This is a genomic window from Flammeovirga sp. SubArs3, assembly GCF_947387565.1.
Lineage (GTDB): Bacteria > Bacteroidota > Bacteroidia > Cytophagales > Flammeovirgaceae > Flammeovirga > Flammeovirga agarivorans.
Window position 1 is genome coordinate 539107 of the sequence record NZ_CANDOA010000001.1, and the last position, 21232, is coordinate 560338.

The window sequence follows — 21232 nt, forward strand, 5'->3', positions numbered from 1 at the left end:
ATTAGAGACAATTCTAAATATATTTTAAAGGAAGATCCCTCTGAGAGCAAAAAAGCTTAATCAGAGGGATTTTTATTTAAATTGAAACGTAAAACTAGGGTTTTATACTACGCTAAACACTTATACTAAATAAATAGAGCTTGGACTACTAAATAAGCTTTACAATTAAACAGTTATCACAAATGAGCCTAATTATCAATCGAGAAGAAGAACAATTGATCTTAAAGATCATGGAAGAGGAAATTGTACCAGCAGAAGGATGTACTGAGCCGATTGCTATCGCTTATGCTGCAGCGAAAGCCGTAAGTTATTTAGGAAAAAGGCCGGAGGAATTGATCATCAATGTATCTGGTAATATTCTTAAGAACGCGAAGAGTGTTGTAGTACCAAATAGTGATGGTAAAGTAGGAATTGAGGTCGCGGGAGCTATGGGAGCACTATTTGGAGATCCACAAGCTGACCTGATGGTGATAAGTAAGATCACTTCTGATGATATGAGTGTCGTCAACCATTTCCTTGAAGAACATCGAGCTAAAGTAAAGCTTGCCGATAATAATATGACACTATATATCAATATTGAGGCAATAGCTCAAAAAGAGTGTGTAAGCGTAGAAATAAAACATACCCATACAAATATCACTAAAGTAATTAAGAATGGTGAAGTGATTATAGATCAACCTTGTAATGACAATGACTTTAATTCTTCATTAATAGATCGAAGTATCCTCTCGATCGAAAAGATTTATCATCTAGCTAAAAACATAGAGATTGAAAAGATAGAGAAGATTTTCGAAAAGGTATTTACTTATAATTCTCGTATAGCATCTGAAGGATTAGCTTCAAAGTATGGTGTAAACATAGGGGCTGCAATACAGAAAAATATAGATAAAGGGTTGTACGGAGATGATCAAAGAAACCGTTCAGCTAGTTTTACAGCTGCAGGAAGCGATGCAAGAATGGGAGGGAGTGCAATGCCTGTTATGACCACAAGTGGTAGCGGTAACCAAGGTATGACGGCTTCTTTACCAATTATTAAATACTGTATTGATCAGGATATCGAAAAGGAAGAAATGTATAGAGCATTGTTTATGTCTCATCTATCGACTGTACATGTTAAAACTAACGTAGGAAGACTTTCTGCATATTGTGGAGCAATGACAGCTTCAGCTGCTGTAAGTGGCACCTTGGTATTTTTAGAAGGGGGTACAGTTGAAAATGTGAAGAATGCGATTACAAATACGTTGGGTAATGTCTCTGGAGTAATTTGTGATGGAGCAAAAGCTAGTTGTGCGACAAAAATTGCTTCAGGAATATATTCAGCATTTGATGGAGCAATGTTAGCACAAATGGGTAGTGTACTGCAAGCAGAGGATGGAATTATTGGTGATTGTGTAGAAGATACCATCAAAAATGTAGGTACATTAGCTAAAGAAGGTATGAAATCTACAGACAAGACGATTCTTAATATTATGTCTAATTAATACTGAGAATGTTTGATTGATGATCAAATATTTTCTTAAAGAATGGTTATTTCAACGGAGTTGAAGTAGCCATTTTTATTTTATCTACTTCAAGCTGAGAAAACTAAAAAATCCATTTTAACATTGCGATATTAGAAAAATACAATAATGTTCCACGTGGAGCATTGTAGACATATTTGATTCTTGAATAATTCACAAAATTCTAAAAAAAGTACTAATGGTCTTATACCGTAACTGTTTGACTTGATTTAGGAAATCGCATTGTATTAAGGTACCGTTTAATATCCTATATACACTGAATAATCATCTTTTACTATGATAAACTAACTACTAATAATTTATATTCAATACTACACAGCGGAAAGGGTTTCTATACTATAATAGAAACCTTTTTTTATGAAAAAGAGGCAAAATAGAAACTATTTTGCCTCTCGAGATATCATCATTACTACTACCTAATTAAAACGATTGAATACTACGTTCACTTATAGTAGCGTAATTGTAGGATGAAACCCCTAATTAGAAATTGATTTTTTTTCTTCTTTTATAAGAGTCGTAGCTTTTAGAATATTGTCGATAATAATATCTGTGTTTTTAAGGTCAAATATTGGTTTCTCTTTTTCAAGATGTTCTTTCTTAATGAGCTGAGAAGAGATTTTTTCCCACTCATAAGAAGAAGTAATTTCATGCTGTAATGTTCTTTGTTCTGGAGAAATGAAAACGGTAATCGGCACATTTGATTTGTTCGCATGTGGTAATTCATCGTTCAAAGGATTGTAGTAATTAATAAAATCCTTTTCGAAACTGTTCATTTTACTTTTAGCATCTTGGGTAGATAATTTAAGGTAATACTTTGATGCTTTTTTCCAGATCATTTTCGCCAATGATGTATTTTGTTTTAAAATACCCCACGTTTCCGCCAATTCATTATTGATATAGCTATTGCTACTGAAATGTTGTATCGTTGGTGTATTAATTAAAAAACTATGTGCTTTGTTCTTGCTTTCTACGGCACATTGATAGGCTAAGAACCCAGAGAAGGCATAACCGATATGCATAGAAAATGAAATAGGAAATTGATCAATATAGGAAACTAACTTATTGATCATATTACTTGGAGAGAATAACTCTTTCGTATCACATTGTATAGTAAATACATTACAGTGTGATGTTAATCGATCCATTAGAGGTTGGTAGAGCTCTGTTTTTCCGTCTGTAGCAGCGAAAAATAATACATTTGGTCTAACACCTTCCTCAAAGTAAAAAGTCTTGATATGAGGGCTTTTGATAGTCATTGTCTTAGTTACCTTAACAGTTCTTCCTTCAAATAGTGCATACATAAGATCGCGTACAGCATCTAAAGAGATCAATTCATTTTGCAGACAAAGTGTAGTTGTCTCTCTTTTTACTTGTTGGTTGATCTGATGGAAAATTTGTTGTAGAAAACTACCGTAGGTATGTTTTTCATATTTACCAGACTCTGTATTCAGTTCATAGCAGAAAGTATGTCCATCATAAATTTTTTCTGGACGTAGGTAGGTAACTTTATCCGAAGAATAGAGTTCGTCGATTACACGATCATTTAATAGAAATACATCATCATGAATCTCTAAAAATCTTTGATGATTATATTCTTCTTTGTTCAAGATCACAAATGACTTTCCACAACATAATGTTGCAAAAATTGATACCAATCGGTCTTCAAACTTATCTACATGAATACCAATAGTGTCACATTGAGTTTCATGGATAAGCAATTGTGATATCTTATCAATAGAAGAAAGTAATTTTTTGTATTCTAATTTTTCACCTCCATAATGAACAAAAGGTTTCTTTTTGTAAATGTTCTTTTGTTGTTGGAGGATTTCTTTAAAATTGGGGTAAAACACGGTTTTCATATGTATCAGCTAGTATGATGATAGTAACGGGGAAATTGTATTTAATGATAAAAATTAGAAAGCCGATTTAAGTAATGAGAAAATGGTTAAATGACAATGAGGAATATTTAAGTGTGCTGTGGCTTTCTATATTCTATTGTTTTTGTTCATAATGAATTTAAAAAGAGTTTTTTACAATTGTTCACAATTCATGTTTTATTGCAGCATATTATATGAATTCTACTACCCTTTTTTGTTAATCACTTAAGCAATCATAAAATATTGTCTATGCTTTGTTTGTGCTCTAAATTATCACTTACTTAAACAGGCAAAAATATTAATACTAAACCTTTATCTAATCCATAATTTAATATGAGAAAACTATTTACAGTACTATTGGTATTGTTACAACTGCATGTATTAGCAGTAGGTAAAAAAGTAACTATTGACCATATCGAACCCGCATTTTGGTGGGCAGGAATGCACCATCCTACTTTACAAGTTTTAGTGCATGGTGAGGAAATCTCTGATCTTATGCCTTCACTATCTAAAGAAGGTGTAGTGTTAGAGGAAGTGGTTAAAGTAGAAAATCCGAACTATTTATTTTTAAACCTTAGAATCGATCAAGCAGTTCAGCCAGGAAAATTTCCTATTGTTTTTAAGAGAAAAGGCAAGGAAGTATTTACATATGAATATGAATTGAAAAAAAGACGAGAAGGTGCTGCTTCAAGAGAAGGCTTTTCTAATAAGGACATCATGTACTTAATTACTCCAGATCGATTTGCAAATGGTAATCCAGATAATGATAGCGTTGAGGGTATGAGAGAAGGAGTAGATCGTAATAATCCGGCAGGCCGACATGGTGGAGATATTCAAGGAATTATTGATCAGTTGGATTATATACAAGCCATGGGCTTTACAGCTATTTGGGTGAATCCATTATTGGAAAATAATATGGAGAAGTATTCATATCATGGATATGCAACTACTGATTACTATAAAATAGATCCTCGTTTTGGAACCAATGATGACTATCTTAAACTATCTGCAGAAGCAAAGAAAAGAGGAATTAAATTAATAATGGACCAAATTGAAAACCACTGTGGATCTTTCCATTGGTGGCATGACGATCTTCCAACATCGAATTGGTATAATTTCCAAGATAGCAAAGAAGTCATCTATTCCTCACACAATAGAATATCTTTAGCGGATCCTTATACTTCACAGAGTGATTTAAAAATGCATAGTGATGGTTGGTTTGATACCATAATGCCTGATATGAACCAAAGAAATCCATTGGTGGCAAATTATCTGATCCAGAATTCTATTTGGTGGATTGAGTACGCAGATCTAGGTGGTGTTAGACAAGATACCTATGCTTATCCTGATGCAGAGTTTATGGCAGAGTGGTCTAAAAGAATTATGAAAGAATACCCTTCTTTTAATATAGTAGGAGAGGAGTGGACAAAGAATCCAGCGATCGTATCTCGTTGGCAAAAAGGAAAAGTAAATAAAAATGGGTATACATCTTATTTACCATCACTTATGGACTTTCCTATCCAAGAGACATTGATAGAAGTATTAAATAAAGAAACAGAACCATGGAAGAGTACTTTTTCTGATGTTTATGAAATGCTATCGAATGACTTCTTATATCCTGATCCATACAATCTAGTTGTCTTTGCTGATAATCATGATACACCAAGACTTTATAATGCTGTTCATGAAAATAAGGCTCTATTTAAAATGGGATTGGTTTATTTATTTTCTGTTAGAGGAATTCCGCAGATCTATTATGGAACAGAGATAATGATGAGTGGAGATGTCAATAATCCTAAGGATCATAGTACACTTCGCGTTGATATGCCTGGTGGTTGGGCTGGAGATACTTCAGATGCTTTTAAAGGAAAAGGCTTATCTGATGATGCCAAAGAAGCTCAGCAACTAATAAAGAAGCTTGCTAACTTCAGAAAGAATACCACTGCGTTGCAAGATGGCAAGTTGATGCATTTTGTACCTAGAGATGAAATTTATGTTATGTTCAGGTATGATTCAAAAACTAAAGTGATGTCTATATTCAATAAAAAGACAGATACAATGGAGGTTGAATTAGAAAGATACCAAGAACAATTGGAAGGGATTACCAAAGGAAAAGATGTTGTTACTGGAAAGGTGTACGACCTAAGTAAAGGAACGATATCACTTGAGGGTACTTCAGCATTGATGCTAGTACTAGAGTAAAGGAACGGTAAAGATTAATAAACTATTACAATAGTCAGTTACATAGTCTATTCATTAGATTATTTAACTGACTATTTTTTTGGATTTATTGAAGTGTATTTTTAGATGTGCTGAGTGTGGATAAAGTAAAATCTTTGAAATATTAAGAAATAAAATGTTCCAGTGATTTTACGTATTAACATTGGTGTAATAGTAACTGTCTTTATCATAATAATTATGTAACATTTTATAGATGTCTAATTTACCCTAGATGAATAATTTTGCATCATCATCTAAACAACAAACATATAGTTATATTATTTACATCGAACTTCAAAAATCAAAAAAATATATATCGGAAATAATTTCAGTTGATGTATAGACACCATACTATACCATCGACTCTTATTATTTATACTTTCATATTTAAAGAAAATATGCGATTAGAATGATAAAAGTAGTATGCAAATCATTCTAAAATATTGTAATAAAGCTTTCGTAATTTTTATGGAAGCTTTTTCTTTATACTACATATTCGATTTTGGCAAATTTACCAAAATCGAAAAAAGCCTTAAATCTACTCTTAATTTTGGTTAAGAAAGTAATAAGATTTTTTCTTCTAAATTAATTCCTCTAACATTGTGACTGATTAGTCACTCTAAGGATTATACAATGACAAAAAGAGAGTTATTATTAGAATCAGCATTAAAGCTATTTACAGAAAATGGTTTCCATGGTACAGCAACTTCGAAGATTGCAAAAGAAGCGGGTGTTTCTAATGGTACATTATTTAATAACTTCTCTACAAAAGATGAACTAGTTTTGGAACTTTATTTGGCGATTAAAAATGAAGTTTCACAGAAAATGAAAGAACATCTAACCGAGGTAGAAAAAGACCCTAAACTAGCGCTCAAGAAACAAATATTTAATGCTATTTATTGGGCCATAGATAATCCGAATAAATTAAATTATCTACAGCAATTTCATTTTTCGCCATATGTCAACTTACTAACAGAAGATATAAACTCAAGGTCTCTTATACCACATTTATCACTGATTCAAGAAGCAGTAGATAATGGAGTAATCAATAACATTGACCCAGATTTTGTATATGCACTTTTAGGTAATCATGTATCTGGAGTATATCAATATATTCAATCAAAAGACTTTTCAAGTGATGAAGTAAATCAAATTGTAAATACATCATCAGAGCTTTTTTGGAAAATGATTACTTAAAAAATTTTATCACCTAAATGACTGACTAGTCAGTTTTGAAAACTAAATATAATAAACCATATAAAAATGAGACTAAACAACAGATTTCAACAGATGAAAAAGGCATATTCTTTAAAACCTATGCCTAGTTACGAAGAAAGAATTACACACCTAAAAAAGTTAAAAAAAGAGCTTAAAGATAATGTGGAAGAGTTGTCGTTAGCACTGAACTTAGACTTTAAAGGTCGTAGTATGCAAGATACAATGCTAGAACTGTTACCCAGTATCAATAATATCGACTATACAATCGCTCATTTAAAAGAGTGGATGTTACCTTCTCCAAGACATACTGGAGACTTATTGCCATCTTCTAAAGTGGAAGTAGTCTATCAACCCAAAGGTGTCGTTGGGATTATTAGTACTTGGAATGCACCAATAATGGTTACTATTAACCCTCTTACAACTGCTATTGCTAGTGGAAATAGAGTAATGATAAAGATGAGTGAATTTACTTCTAATCTAAACTTCTGCTTAAAGAGTATTTTAGAAAAAGTCTTTAAGCAAGATGAAGTAATATTAATAGAAGGAGAAGTAGAGATCGCACAAGAGTTTGCCTCTTTGCCTTTTGATCACTTATTATTTACAGGTTCTACAGCTGTAGGAAAATTGATTATGAAGTCAGCTGCAGAAAACTTAACTCCAGTCACTTTAGAGTTAGGTGGGAAATCTCCTGTAGTTATTGATAAAACCTTACCAATAACAAAAGTAGTCGAACGACTAATGATCGGGAAGAATGCTAATAATGGACAATTGTGTATTGCTCCAGATTATGTAATGATTCATGAAGATAGATTGAATGAATTTATCAGAGAATACCATCAACAGTATCGTAACTATTTCCCTAAGGGAGTATTTGATAGTCAATTGACCTCAGTAGCCAATAAAAGACAGTTTGATAGAATACAACAATTATTAGAGGATGCGGAAGATAACGACTTCCAAATAATACCTGTTCATGAAGATAGTATCGATAGAGAGGTACATCGTATGGTGACTCATATGGTGATTAACCCATCTCCAAATTCTAGTGTAATGACTCAAGAAGTCTTCGGACCTGTTTTACCTATTATTACTTATAAAAAGGTGGAAGAATGTATCACATTTATTGTAGATAGACCTCGCCCTTTGGCATGTTATCTATTCTCCGATAATATTGACCTGCAAGAAATATTTAAAGCCAATATTCATTCAGGTGGATTATGTATAAATGATACCATCTTTCATGCCTCAGTAGATGATGCTCCTTTTGGTGGCATAGGAAACTCAGGAATGGGAGCCTATCATGGGAAAGAAGGTTTCCTTACGTTTTCACATGCGAAAACAGTCTTACAAACAGGGGAGGAATCGATAGTGAAATATTTATTCTTACCGGGTGAAAATGAAATAAAAACGCAACTCCTTTCTCAATTATAATATATGAAAACTATAAAGAATAAAACAGTTTTAGTTACTGGAGGAGCCTCTGGCATGGGGAAAGCGTATGTTCAAAAAGCTATTGAAAGTAAAGCTGCAAATATTATCATTTGGGATATTGATCCATTATTAATGGAACAAGTGGTGAAGGAAAACGAGGATCATTTAACAGGGATAAATATATATACTTTTAAAGTAGATGTTACTGACACATCATTGGTATACAAAACAGCAGACCTGATATTAAAAGAAATAGGTAGAGTAGACCTTCTCATTAATAATGCAGGTATAGTTATTTCGAAACCTTTTGAGGATTCTTCACCAGAAAATATTGATTTAATTATGGATGTGAATGCTAAAGCACCCATGCATATTGTACGAGCTTTTTTACCCGAAATGATTAAATCTAATGATGCACATATTGTAAATATAGCATCTGGTGCAGCTTACATGTATTGTCCTAAAATTATCACCTACTGTTCAAGTAAATGGGCTGTATTAGGATGGTCATTGGGCTTGTCTACTGAAATGCAAGAAAAATATCCACATGTTCATGTTACCACAGTAACACCAGGACATATCGATACGGGTATGTTTGAAAATGCCCATTCATCTTTAGTACCATTGATTACAGTAGATAAAATGGTTGATGCAGTATGGAGTGGCATACTTAAAAATAAAGAACTGATTGCTCGACCAAGAAGAGTAAATATTGTTCCAATCATCAGAGCTTTGTCTGGTGTGAAGGGTTGGAACTGGTTAGCAAGAGTGACAGGGACCAATGATTTTATGGCGGGGTAAATGACAGTGATATGTTTCAAAAAAATCTAAAACTCTTTCTACTTGTTGGCGGTGCGATAACAATGTTTGCAGTGATCTATGCAATTAATCCGGGACTCGCATTGGAGAAAATTAACCGTTTACCTTATGATACATCATATGTATTCTTAATTCGACATTGGGGTATTATGGTTGGCTTAATGGGGTTCTTTATGTGTTATTCTGCATACAAGGAATCATGGAGAGAACCAATAATATTATTCTCCTTCATAGAAAAGCTGTTTATGGTATATCTCTATATATCCAATGTTTTTGATGTAGAGACAAGTTATCTAAATGAGCGATTTCAAGCATTTGGAATTACAGACCTACTAATTGTTGCTTATACAATTGGGTATTGGTTTGAAAAATATAAAAGTAATGAGATGGATAAAAATCTTATTTAGAGTTAATAGTTTAGTTAAGTAAATTTATAATTAGGTAGTTATTGGGTGAGGGGCAAATATATTATTTGCTTGTTCATTAATAAGTTTGTGAGCAAAAAGGTTGAGCATTTAAGTACTCAACCTTTTTCTTTTATTTTAATGCCTCAACTAAAGGCTCAAGTTTTTCGATCGTCACATGTTCCATAATAACTACTTTGTACCAATTAGGTTGATGGTGTACATCTGGAACAAGTCCAAACCTTTGAGCAACTTCAGGAGCAATTTTATCTGCTTTCATGGTAATGATATTAGATTGTGAACTCCTGAAATATTCAATACCTAATTCATCCAACTTATGAGTAAACCAATCTGCTCGTTTGCTCAGAATAAAAATCTTTTCATTCATTCCATAAGGACCATACGTCATTAGTATCATCCATATAGCAATAGCATTTGCTCCAGATCGACTACCTATCATTGTAAAGTCATCACCTTCCACATAATCGGCTTTGGTATTGGCGTACTTCATCCAATCTTTTCTGACAAGAAAAAGCCCAGTACCATAAGGAGCTTGTAGCATCTTGTGTGCATCTAAAGTAACGGATGAGACATCGGGATTTCTGAAATCAAGAGCATGTTGTTTATGTGCAAAAGGAAAAAAGAAGCCACCATAGGCTCCATCAACATGAAGCTTAAATGGAAGTTTTGCATGTTTAAAATACTCAAGATATAAGTGTACTTTATCAACCGAACCAAACATTGTGGTCATCATATTAGCGATCACAATAAAGTATTTCTTACCTTCTTTTATAGCTTGCTCAACGGTGGCTTTGATCGCCTCGGGTGTGATCTCTCTTGTATTGTAATCTACATCTACTCTATAAAATGAGAGTGATAAAATATTACTGGCTTTGGCCATTGAGTAATGAGAGTCAGAAGAGGAGATGATGGCAATTTCATTATTGGAAGCTTGAAACTCTTCTTTATAATAGTTTCTGTAAATCCATATTGCTTGCATATTGGCTTCTGTACCACCTGCAGATACATAACCATCAATACTATTAGGTGTTGCTTTTAAAATGTCAGATCCACAAATCTCTATCAATTCTCTTTCAATCTTCTGAGTACCTTTAAAAAAGCTTTCTGATACACCCTGTGTATGGCAGCCTATATGGTTAGGGTTGTGTAATAAAGTTGTAATGAAGGGAGCATCATTTAAGAAAGGGGCGTCATCAGGAAATACTTTACTATCCAAATGAGAGCCAGGAACACCTAAACTTTGGTCCCCAAAATAATCCCTATTCTCTTCGAGTGCATTGAAGATAATTTCTTTTATCTCTTCTCGAGATTTCTTTTTCCAGATATGCATTTATGTATTATGGTATTATATGATAGGGCAAAGATACACATTTGAAATATAGTTTTTCCCATTTTGGCAAATTTGCCAAAATCGAATTTACCCTTTTGTGAAATGATCAACTGGAGAAAAAAGGAGAGCTTTTACTTCTAACTTTTTAGTGATATACCACTTCCATTTTTATTCTGAAATCTCACTTTATAACCATCCCAACTGATACCAATTGCAGGGTCATTTGAGATAAGTAGAGCACCATCCATATCAACAAAATCTACTAATTTACATAAATGGGCTATATGGGTTATTCCTACTGAAGACTCAGTCATACAACCTAGCATTGTGAGAAGACCATATTGTTTAGCTTTCTTTATCATTCTTAAAGCTGCTGAAATACCTCCGCATTTTGTGAGCTTGATATTCACTCCATCAAAAACAGTCATACATTGATCAATATCTTGTTCACGAATACACGACTCATCTGCAATGATTGGTAGAGCACATTTTCCTTTTAAAACTTTCATTCCTTTCCAATTCTTTTTCCCTAAGGGTTGTTCTATAAATTCAATACCTAATTTCTTCAGGAGAGAACTATTATCTATGGTTTCTTGAACACTCCATGCTTGGTTGGCATCTACTCTAAAGGGAACATCACTGACTTCTCTTAGTGCAGATATTATTTGTAAATCATGTTCCGTACCTAGTTTGATTTTATATATAGGCCATGGGAACTCCTCTAATTTTCTTTTCATAGTGGGGATACTATCTAGCCCTATGGTATAATTACTTATGGGAAGTGCGGTGTTTACATCACTCCATAATTGATACAAAGGTTTGTTCTGTAGTTGAGCATATATATCCCATAAAGCTTGATCAATAGCACATGTAGCAAAAGTATCTTGAGTGATAGAAAGTAGTTGGTCAAATAGCAAGTCAGGTTTTTCTCCTCTCCATTTGTGTAAGAGAGGTAATGCCTTCTCAATATTATTACATATAGATGTTTGAGAAACTTGGTAATATTTGGTGGCTACAGCTTCTCCAAAACCAATATATTGATGATACCTTATTTCAAGTATTACAGTAGGCTGAACGGTTCTTTCATCATGAGCGATTTTAAATGTCTCTTTTAATTTAAGGTCATATAAATGATATATTAGTTCAATGGGTGATTTAGTATTGTCGGTTTTCATCACTTATCGATGGTTAGTAGATGTAGCTTTTGTTAAGAATCAATATACGCTTTTCAATACTAAAATTTATGGGTAATTTATATTGAAAAATAAATTCCTTAAATAATACCACAAAGTATATAGAAATACTAGGGTAAATAATTATATTCGCAAAGCAATAATTCAAATACTGAAAAACAACTTTAGACATGATTTACAATTCTATCTTAGAAACTATCGGTAAAACTCCAATTATCAAGATCAATAAACTTTATGGTAATACGCATAATGTTTACATCAAAGCTGAAAGAAGCAATCCAGGAGGAAGTATTAAAGATCGTATCGCTTTGGCGATGATCGAGAAAGCTGAGCAAGAAGGTAAACTGAAGGAAGGTGTAGAGATCATTGAACCTACTTCAGGTAACACAGGTGTTGGTTTGGCTATGGTTGCTGCAGTGAAAGGCTACAGCTTAACTTTAGTAATGCCAGAATCTATGAGTATAGAGCGTAGAAAATTAATGGCTGCATACGGTGCAAAATTAGTTTTAACTGCAAAAGAGAAAGGTATGAAGGGTGCTATTGAAAAAGCTGAAGAATTAGCAAATGCTTCTGAAAACACTTTTGTTCCATCACAATTTGATAATCCAGCAAATGTTGATATTCATAAAACAACTACTGCACTTGAGATCTTAAATGATTTCCCAGGCGGTGTAGATTATATCATTACAGGTGTAGGTACAGGTGGACACATCACAGGTGTTGCAGAAATTCTAAAGGAAAAATGGCCAAACTTAAAAGTATTTGCAGTTGAGCCAGAGTCTAGTCCTGTAATTTCAGGCGGAGCTCCAGGCCCACACCCAATCCAAGGTATTGGAGCAGGCTTTATTCCAGAAAACTTAAATACATCATTATTAGATGGAGCTATTACTGTTAATCCTGAGAATGCTAAATCTGCTGCTAGAGAGCTAGCACAGAAGGAAGGTATACTTACAGGTATTTCTACAGGTGCGTCTCTTGACGCTGTAAAGCAGAAGCTTTCTGAGATTCCTGAAGGAGCTACAGTACTAACGTTTAACTACGATACTGGTGAGAGATACTTATCAATAGAAGGTTTTTATGGTGCATAACCTAAAATTCTGATGCATTAAAAAAGGCTGATTCAATAAACTTGAATCAGCCTTTTTTATTATGAAGATGAAGCTTGATCGGGATAATCTGTAGAAATAAACTTTATTTCTTTTACATGACTTGCTTCATTTTTTGTTGTATGTAATGTATAAACATGCATTGCTTTTCGTTTACCTCTAAATTGATATTCTCCCATATCTATAAATGGAAGCTCTAATTTTGAAGAGATAACTTCAGAGATTAGAATTTTTTCACCGAGTTGTTTACAGCTTTCTTGTAAACGAGCAGTAGCATTTACGGTATCACCATGATAAGCCACTTCTCTTTTAATGACACCTACTTGTGCTGTTGCTACGATACCACTATGTAACCCTGCTTTGAATTCTGGAACATGCCCATACTTTTCCATGAAATAATCTCTTTTCTCTTCTAATGCTTGTTCTATTTCAAAGAAAACATGAATACAGCGATTCTCTTTTAGCCCTTTTTCAGTAGGCCAGGTTAATACTATTTCATCTCCTACATATTGATAAACTGACGCTTTATTTTTCACAATAGCATCGGTAATAATCCGGTAAGAGTCCTGTATTAGATTACTGTATTTAAGGTGACCAAGACACTCTGCAATAGATGTTGAGTTATATAAATCAAGGAACATAAAAATACGATCTTCTTCTTTTGGTAGATAGTATTGTCCTTGAATAACGGATTGGAAAAGTTCCGGACCTAATATATCTCTTAATTGGAATAAAGAGTTGATCACTAAAGCACCCATAAAAATATAGATGAAATAGATGACAAAACTTTGTTGAGACAATTCATTAAAATAGGGTAGACCATCTGGGTAGAATTTTTTACCTAGAAAATCGCCTAAATGTAAGAGTAATGATACTTCTAAAGTACCAACAATAAGTATGAGTAAACCTCTTTGCCAATGTTTTAACTTGGATCGTTTATCAAGGAAAAAGTAAAAATTCCAGGAGAACCAACTTAGAAATAAAGTAATAATAGCATTTGCTACCATTGCTACCTTTAGTTCTTCATGAATAAGAAAATACTCATGTTGGTCTACAAAACGACTATAAAACTGTAATGCATCATACCTGATCACTAAATACAATGCATTAATAACGTACCAAGCAGCAAAAGAAATTATATAACCCTTTATATATTTTTGAACCTGATAATTATTCATCAGTATGATTTTTAATAAACGGAAAATGCGATGATGAATGAGATTACAGAAATAGTAATACCTCCCATAAAGAAGTTGAATGCAGCTCTTACCCTTCTGTATTTAATTTCTAGTACCTTACCTAGGTAATAAGAATCCTGACTCATTTTTTCATAAACTTGTTCAGGTACTCTGGTCGCTTCTCTTAATAGGTGTTGGTATTCGCCTAATTCTAAATCGACAAAATCTCCAAAGAAAAGAAGGTTAAGATCTTTCTTATCCTTTTTAAGATGCTTCTTTACATTTGGTCTAGTGGCCAATACAGCTAAAATGACGGATACTAAACCAGTCACCGCTAAAATAAAGCTAGGCCATAGTAGTGCAGGTAGCTCCTCAATTTTTCTAAATAGATAACCAATAGCAAAAGAGGTAATCATGGAGTTAATAGAAAGCAAAATACTCGCTTTTCTATCCGCAATAGCACTTAAACCAATTTGGTTTCTTGCTAACGTAGTAAACATAGCCTCCACATCACGTCGAGGTTTTTGAAAAATAGGAATACCATCTTTAGTGATAACTTCTTTTTCTGTTGTATTAACTTTCTCCTTCTCCTTCTCCTTCTCCTTTAATTTTTCCTTTTCTTTCTTTTTCTTCTTTTTAGAGGATTGATCTTTTTCATCAATCAGTCGTTCCACTTCCTCTTGAATACTATTGAGGTATTCCTGTTTTTTAGGGTTAAGGACTTCTCTTGCATAATTTGTGAAGTATCTATGTTCCGATAAAAAACGGATGTTCATTAGATGCCATTGTAGCTTCGTTAGCTTTTTGGGCATCTTCATCGAAGAAATGATTTCGTTCCTTAAATCCTCTGAATATTTAAAGAAATTATCTTTTCCAAGGTGTGCGAGGTCAGAGTCGCACATCACTTGTTCCATTAAGTTTCTTGGTGTTTGAGGGAGCTGTGTAGCCATGATACATTCTTTAATTTGAATGATATCGTCATCTGGCATTTTACCTTTTAGAAAGGCTTCACACAGTTTTGCTCCTTTATTTTCATGATCTGTACAGTTGCCTTCCTCGTACCCCGTATCATGGAACCAAGCGGCTATTTCCAACAACTGTAACTCTTTTTCTGATAACCCTTCTGCTTTACCAATTTCTTGAGTGGCAGAAACAACATTTTCAGTATGTGCTAAATTATGAAATGAAAGATCTTTGATATACTGTTTCGCATATTCTTTAGATTCTTTGATCACTTCTATTAAATCTATTTCTATCATAATTAAAAACTGAACCCTAGATTAAAATATCCATTTACTCCTTCATGAGAAGTTCCAACTACCCCTGATAAAGCAACCTTATCTACAGGTACGATGAATAAACCACCCCCAGTAGATTGGTGCCAAGTGTCAGAGCTCTCAGACTGTACCCAAACACGTCCAATATCATAAAATCCTAATACTCCGACAGTAAAAGGAATAATACTGTTCTTAAATTTAAATATATCTAGACGGGCATCCAAACTATTGTAGATAGAGGCATCTCCATAGAAGCGGTCTCTTCTATATCCCCTGAGGTTTTTACTGCCGCCAATTTTATTCGCCATTAAGAAATGATAATCGCCAAAGTTCTTTGCCCCGCCTATTTGATAAGCCAGTGTAAGATCAGTAGGTAACTTGAATGTATAATGATACGAAAAAGTACCATTGAGGTTGTAATAATTCAACGACTCATCATTGGTATTGTTTAATGCATAACCCATGATCTCAAAATGTCCACCCTTTTTAGGGAGTAAACTATTATTACGTTTATCGATTTCGAATCCTAACATACCTCCAATATAGTTTTGAGGACCGTAGGCATCTGTAAGAATTAAATCGTCACCAGACTCTTGGAAATACCTTCCTTCAAGGTATTTTCCATCATCAACGTTATTGAAAACATAAGATGCACCAACTTTGAGGTTTACATCTTTAGTGAAATCAAATAACAAGTAAGAGTTTATTCTTTGGTCGTTATACAGAAAACGGTAATACTCTTCTTCTTTTGATGTATCGTAAGTTGTTTCGTTTCCAATGCCATAGTAATTAGAGTTTCTAGGAACATATAATTTAGCTTCGACAACTAAGTCTGCCAGTCCTACGACATCGGTAAATTGACCTTTGTATTTTAGTTTAAACGCAGCAGCATTGGCTGTAGCCACGGCACCATACAAAGTATGCTTCTGATGAAAAGGAGTTTTTCTAAATTTATGTGAGGTGAAAATAAACCCACCACCAATTAGTACGCCGTCATCTGGAATATATCCACCATACAGCAAAGGAAGCATTGAATTGAACTTAAACTCTGCTCTGTTGTAATTATTGACACCTGGTTTGTTAGATAACTTCTTATTTACAGCCCCATCACTTTTTGCAATGACTGTACTGTCTTTGGTGTCGTAGAGGAGGATGTTTCTAGACGCTTTTCTTTTACTCTCGTCTGTAATTGTATCTTCTCCTTCGCCGCCAATCACTCGTATTTTTATTCCGCTTCTGTGATCTCCTTTGAAAATAAAGTCGTCTTTTCCGCCTAAACCGTAAATACGAATCTCTTTAGTTTCTTTAGGGGAAAAAGTACGTTGATACATCGTTTGTTTGATATTCCCTTTCTTAGAAATCTTTTTAACAGTAATCTCAGTTTTCCCATCTTCCATTCTGTTGACAGTAAATTGTTCCATTTTATCGGTACCAATTACTGACACATGTTTAGAAAGGTGTAGGTAGTATTCTTCTGCGATAGCTGGAAGTTGTTTTTTTCTAGCTAAAAGAACAGACTTAATTTCATTATTATGATGCTCTCTTACTTCTTCAGGAATATGTAAAAGTGCTTCATCAATCACTTCTTCCGTGATATGATCTTGGATGTATTTAACAGCTTCTTGCCAATCTTCTTTTGTGGCTTGAGCTAAGAAATATCGATCAAAATACCTTGCATTGAAGTTAAAACCTGGAGCCCAATTCATTTCAGGATCAAATCCTTCAAACTTTGGCATAATCCATCGATGTGAGGTAATATTGGGAATAATCCCTTCATTTAAAAAGTATACTTGATCTCGATCTCTTGGTATTGGTCGGAACATTCTACCTTTTTTGTCTTTAAATGCCGCCCATCTCCATTGGTCATCATGTCTATCCCAATCACCAATTAGCATATCAAAAAGGCGAGATTTTAAAGTAAATTTATAGTCGATGTAATCGTCATTGTCCTCTCTCAGCTTCTTCACCGTTTTGATTGTACTGTAGATTTTTTTCGCATTCCCAAAGCTTTCTACTTCCCCGGTATTTTTTGAGGGGCGCTCTTCAAACATAAATACCTTGTTTGCGGCCATTTCTTGGTAAATACCAAATTGTGGATCGTCCTCTACATAGACAACCATAGGGTTACAATGGTATATTCCGATTGCGTCTGCAAGTGTAGGAACTGTAAGAGGAGAGTAAGGGTGTGCAGCAGAAATTTGATCCTGTACAACCGTCTTTGCGATAGTTTCTTTCAGTTCTTCAGGTATCGCTTTAACAGGATTTTTGTCGATTGATCGTAAAGTATATTGATTGCCCTCTTTATCTTCTAGTCGAAACGAAAGAGTGGCCATACCTCCACCTTTTTGGACGATCTTCAATCCCCCTTTAACCTTTGAAAGGTCAAATACAGGCATCTTCACAGGAGTTTCCCATTCTTTACGATAGTTTTCTCCCATCCATTTTTGATGTGAGGCACTACTTGAATATTGGGAACTTGCGGCGACCACAACACTGTCAGGAAATTCTATCTGTTTTATATTCTGTGACGTTTGTACCTTTTTGGGAACATACGATGTTTCATAAATAACTCCTTCAGGAGTGAAGAATTCAATCTTGGTTTCATCTTTAAGGAAAGTGACTTTGCTAAATCCTTTTTCACTACTTGCAAAACGAGCATATTTTCCTTGTTTTACATGGCTAGATTTAGAGCCTGCACCTGAAACTATGTAGTGGACATTATCTTTTAATATATACTGAAGAGTATGTTCATGCCCACTTGCATAAATAATATCGGGATGGGACTTGAAGATTTCTTCAAATCCATTACGCATCTTTTTATTTGTCTTATTATTGATGTCTTGTCGATTTACACCAGATTTTCTCGCAATTGGATAAACAGAACCGACGACTGGTAAAGGTAGATAAGCCCAATCAATAAAAGCTGTCAAAGGGAATATGTGATCTTTTGGAGTAAAAACACCACCATGTTCGCCATATGTATAAACGGGGTGATGCCCAACGATAATTAACTTCTTGTCAATATTCCTTGCTACAATGTCTTGAAGTCCTAGTAAAACCTCATCTGTACTATGGTATTCACACCCATTGAACTCAGCAGTTTCCTGATAGTCAAAAATCAACCATTGAGTATCTAGTATTAAAAGTGTAACATCATCTGTGAGGGGTACTTCAACGGGATCAGGACATCCACCATAAGGAGCAAATGTAGAGTCTCCCATTAATTGATTGACAAAAAGTTCTTCGCTTCTCAATCGTTGGAGTCCATTTTTCTTTCCTCTATTGTAGTCATGGTTTCCGGGGATCATAAAGGTTTGCCCCTTGAACCCTTTTAACGCTTCTAATTGAGCTTTTAAAATAGCTTCTCCCTCAGTTCTTTTCTTATGGTTGATGTCTTCTAAACCATGAGGATAGAGGTTATCTCCAAGGAATATAACAGTACTATTGCTATCATTTATATCTATTTTATTCATCATAGTTGTGATAACAGGGTCGTCTTTCTGTGCTTTTCCTGCATCACCAATTAGATAAATAGAATGTTGGGCGTTAGTTATAAATGGACAGACTAGAAGTAGAATAAATAGATATAGGTGTTTCATTCTTAAAATTCTAAAATATTAGCATGGAGGTTGTCCCCCTGTTCATTAGATATAAAAAGTCGACCATCGGGAGACATACATACTCCTTCAGGCTGTTCAAACATCGATCGGGAAAATTCTATGGTTTTGAGAATAGTTCCTTCAATCGCATCAATGTAAAAAATATGTTTCGAACGGTGCGATAATACGATGAGCTGTTCGGTTGTCTCATTCGCCCAAATTCCAGATAAACCTATTTTAGGTAATTTGGGAAGTTGATAGGCCAAGTCAACATCAAACAAGTCTTCCATATTAACGCTATAGATATTACTTGTTTCAGATTTTTTGCCTTCTAAACCACCTTTGCCTTTTAGTGCGACCAAGAGGTGATTTTTATAAATACAAAGGCCTTCAATATCATTATCAATGGTAAAAGGTAATTGGACCTTATCTGTTTCGTTGGTTTCTTCGTTGTAGATATAAAGTTTACCATTACTTTTTACAACATAGAAAAAAGGTTTTTGGTAAGCAATTCCTTCATAGTCTCCAGATTTACCAAACTTATAATCCTTAATTATTTTCTCTTGTTCGAGGTGGTATAAGTAGATTTTTCCTTGCTCATCATTAACACAGGCAAGAGTATTGTCTGCATACCAAGTAAGACCAGAAATTTCATCTAAAGTAGTTGGTAAGAACCACTTGCGTTTGTATTCAAGTTCACTTTTCTTTTTTTCCTTTTGTTGTGCACAGGAAATAGTCAGTGTAGAAAGGATAATAAAAAAGATATATAGAAGATGTCCTTTTTTTAGCATCATAAAGAAGTTGAGATGAGTATTAAAAATAAGGAATCATTTTATCAAAAGAGAATAAATTCAGATTTAATGTTCTCCAGGTACAAATTTACATTTTCTTTATGAGGAAATTTATATTCAATCCTTTTAAAACGTATCATTATTCATAGTCTGTAATCTATTAATCATACTTTTGACACTATCAATTTTTTGATTTATCAGTAATTATTGAACTTTCATTCCAACAAAATCCCTGATAAATAGTTCTTATTCAAAAATTTTAATAGATTCAATAATCTTCTATTTATCCATCAATGATTTTTTTTATGTCGAAGAAATTAAATTTACTCTTCATATTACTTGCTCTTACTACATCTTTATGGGCCCAGTCGAGTGTAACTACAGCCGATTCAGTTAATTTTCAGGCTCAGAGTACCAAAAAATGGTATCAATCAAAATCAGATGTTTATTATGCTCCACCAATCTCTTCTGCGGCAATTGCAGCAGCAGGGTTGATCGCTAATGTATACGGAATCAAACGATTAAATGATAGACCTTCCATCTCAGAAGAAACGATTACAGCCTTAAATATCAATGATGTAAACCCTTTTGATAGAGGCGTATTTGACCACCCCGTGGAAGAAAGGGAAGACTCTCACAATTTTACTGATTGGGGATTATATATCTCCGTTGTATTGCCTTTTACCCTTTTTATTGATGATGCTATTCGCGAAGATTGGCTTGAGGTAGCATTAATGTATGCTGAAACGCAGTTTATCACTGTAAACCTTTATAACTATTTAGGACCTGGGTTAGTAACAAGGTATAGGCCGATTACATATATGCATGGACACCCTGATGTGCCAATGTCGGAACTTACGGATAACAACAATGCCAGATCATTCTTTAGTGGACATACAGCCAATACATCAACAGGTGCTTTCTTCTTTGCAAAAGTATTAACAGATTATCATCCTGAGTGGTCTACTGCTGCAAAAATTGGTGTATTTGCGGGAGCATCTATTCCGCCAATATTGGTAGGTTACTACAGAACAAGAGCCTATAAACACTTCTATTCAGATGTTATTGTTGGAGGTGCAGTTGGTGCTCTTACGGGTGTTTTTATACCACAAATTCATAAGTGGATGAGAAAGAAAAGAAATAAGAATGGTAAAGACACTTCGTTTATGCCGATCATGCAACCAAATATGATGGGAATGTATGTGAAGGCTACTTTCTAGAGTTTTAGATAAAAAGATTTACCAAAAG

General features: G+C 34.1%; 15 protein-coding genes. 8 read left to right on the top strand and 7 right to left on the bottom strand.

Going from position 1 to position 21232, the window contains the following annotated elements:
• Nucleotides 1-182 precede the first annotated feature (182 nt).
• Nucleotides 183-1481, top strand: coding sequence for an L-serine ammonia-lyase, iron-sulfur-dependent, subunit alpha (locus tag QL232_RS02125; RefSeq protein ID WP_281612867.1), 1299 nt, complete (start codon nt 183-185; stop codon nt 1479-1481).
• Nucleotides 1482-1996: 515 nt separating this feature from the next.
• Here the strand turns inward: QL232_RS02125 and QL232_RS02130 are convergent.
• Complete coding sequence (locus QL232_RS02130; protein ID WP_281612868.1) at nt 1997-3379, bottom strand: hypothetical protein; 1383 nt, start codon at nt 3377-3379, stop codon at nt 1997-1999.
• 351 nt (nt 3380-3730) lie between these two features.
• Here QL232_RS02130 and QL232_RS02135 point away from each other — a divergent pair, with 351 nt between their 5' ends.
• From QL232_RS02135 to QL232_RS02155, 5 genes are all read left to right on the top strand, one after another.
• Nucleotides 3731-5599: a glycoside hydrolase family 13 protein gene (locus QL232_RS02135; RefSeq protein WP_281612869.1), complete on the top strand. Its 1869-nt coding sequence runs from the start codon at nt 3731-3733 to the stop codon at nt 5597-5599.
• Between the two features lie 651 nt (nt 5600-6250).
• The gene (locus QL232_RS02140) at nt 6251-6814 is read left to right on the top strand and encodes a TetR/AcrR family transcriptional regulator (RefSeq protein WP_281612870.1); all 564 of its coding nucleotides are present in this window, start codon (nt 6251-6253) and stop codon (nt 6812-6814) included.
• Nucleotides 6815-6907: 93 nt separating this feature from the next.
• Nucleotides 6908-8266 (top strand): coniferyl aldehyde dehydrogenase, encoded by a 1359-nt coding sequence (locus QL232_RS02145; RefSeq protein WP_281612871.1) that lies wholly within the window; start codon nt 6908-6910, stop codon nt 8264-8266.
• 3 nt (nt 8267-8269) lie between these two features.
• Nucleotides 8270-9067 (top strand): SDR family NAD(P)-dependent oxidoreductase, encoded by a 798-nt coding sequence (locus tag QL232_RS02150; RefSeq protein ID WP_281612872.1) that lies wholly within the window; start codon nt 8270-8272, stop codon nt 9065-9067.
• Nucleotides 9068-9078: 11 nt separating this feature from the next.
• Nucleotides 9079-9492, top strand: a complete 414-nt coding sequence (locus QL232_RS02155) for a hypothetical protein (protein WP_281612873.1) — start codon at nt 9079-9081, stop codon at nt 9490-9492.
• Nucleotides 9493-9622: 130 nt separating this feature from the next.
• Here QL232_RS02155 and QL232_RS02160 read toward each other — a convergent pair whose 3' ends face one another.
• Together QL232_RS02160 and QL232_RS02165 are read right to left on the bottom strand one after the other, a co-directional pair.
• Nucleotides 9623-10840 carry a pyridoxal-dependent decarboxylase gene (locus QL232_RS02160; RefSeq protein ID WP_168882327.1) on the bottom strand — a complete coding sequence of 406 codons (1218 nt, stop codon included), beginning with the start codon at nt 10838-10840 and terminating at the stop codon, nt 9623-9625.
• Nucleotides 10841-10977: 137 nt separating this feature from the next.
• Nucleotides 10978-12015, bottom strand: coding sequence for a dipeptide epimerase (locus QL232_RS02165; RefSeq protein WP_281612874.1), 1038 nt, complete (start codon nt 12013-12015; stop codon nt 10978-10980).
• Nucleotides 12016-12203: 188 nt separating this feature from the next.
• Here QL232_RS02165 and cysK point away from each other — a divergent pair, with 188 nt between their 5' ends.
• Nucleotides 12204-13121, top strand: a complete 918-nt coding sequence (cysK, locus tag QL232_RS02170; protein WP_168882329.1) for a cysteine synthase A — start codon at nt 12204-12206, stop codon at nt 13119-13121.
• Nucleotides 13122-13180: 59 nt separating this feature from the next.
• Here the strand turns inward: cysK and QL232_RS02175 are convergent, their stop codons facing one another.
• The 4 genes from QL232_RS02175 to QL232_RS02190 are packed head-to-tail and all read right to left on the bottom strand — an operon-like array spanning nt 13181 to nt 19987.
• Nucleotides 13181-14317 (bottom strand): adenylate/guanylate cyclase domain-containing protein, encoded by a 1137-nt coding sequence (locus QL232_RS02175; protein WP_168882330.1) that lies wholly within the window; start codon nt 14315-14317, stop codon nt 13181-13183.
• 11 nt (nt 14318-14328) lie between these two features.
• The gene (locus tag QL232_RS02180; RefSeq protein WP_281612875.1) at nt 14329-15576 is read right to left on the bottom strand and encodes a Pycsar system effector family protein; all 1248 of its coding nucleotides are present in this window, start codon (nt 15574-15576) and stop codon (nt 14329-14331) included.
• A gap of 2 nt (nt 15577-15578) precedes the next feature.
• Complete coding sequence (locus QL232_RS02185; RefSeq protein WP_281612876.1) at nt 15579-19193, bottom strand: BamA/TamA family outer membrane protein; 3615 nt, start codon at nt 19191-19193, stop codon at nt 15579-15581.
• Nucleotides 19194-19195: 2 nt separating this feature from the next.
• On the bottom strand, nt 19196-19987 hold the full coding sequence (locus QL232_RS02190) for an SdiA-regulated domain-containing protein (protein WP_281612877.1): 792 nt from the start codon (nt 19985-19987) through the stop codon (nt 19196-19198).
• A gap of 302 nt (nt 19988-20289) precedes the next feature.
• Here QL232_RS02190 and QL232_RS02195 point away from each other — a divergent pair, with 302 nt between their 5' ends.
• The gene (locus tag QL232_RS02195; protein WP_281612878.1) at nt 20290-21204 is read left to right on the top strand and encodes a phosphatase PAP2 family protein; all 915 of its coding nucleotides are present in this window, start codon (nt 20290-20292) and stop codon (nt 21202-21204) included.
• The last annotated feature ends 28 nt before the right edge of the window (nt 21205-21232 follow it).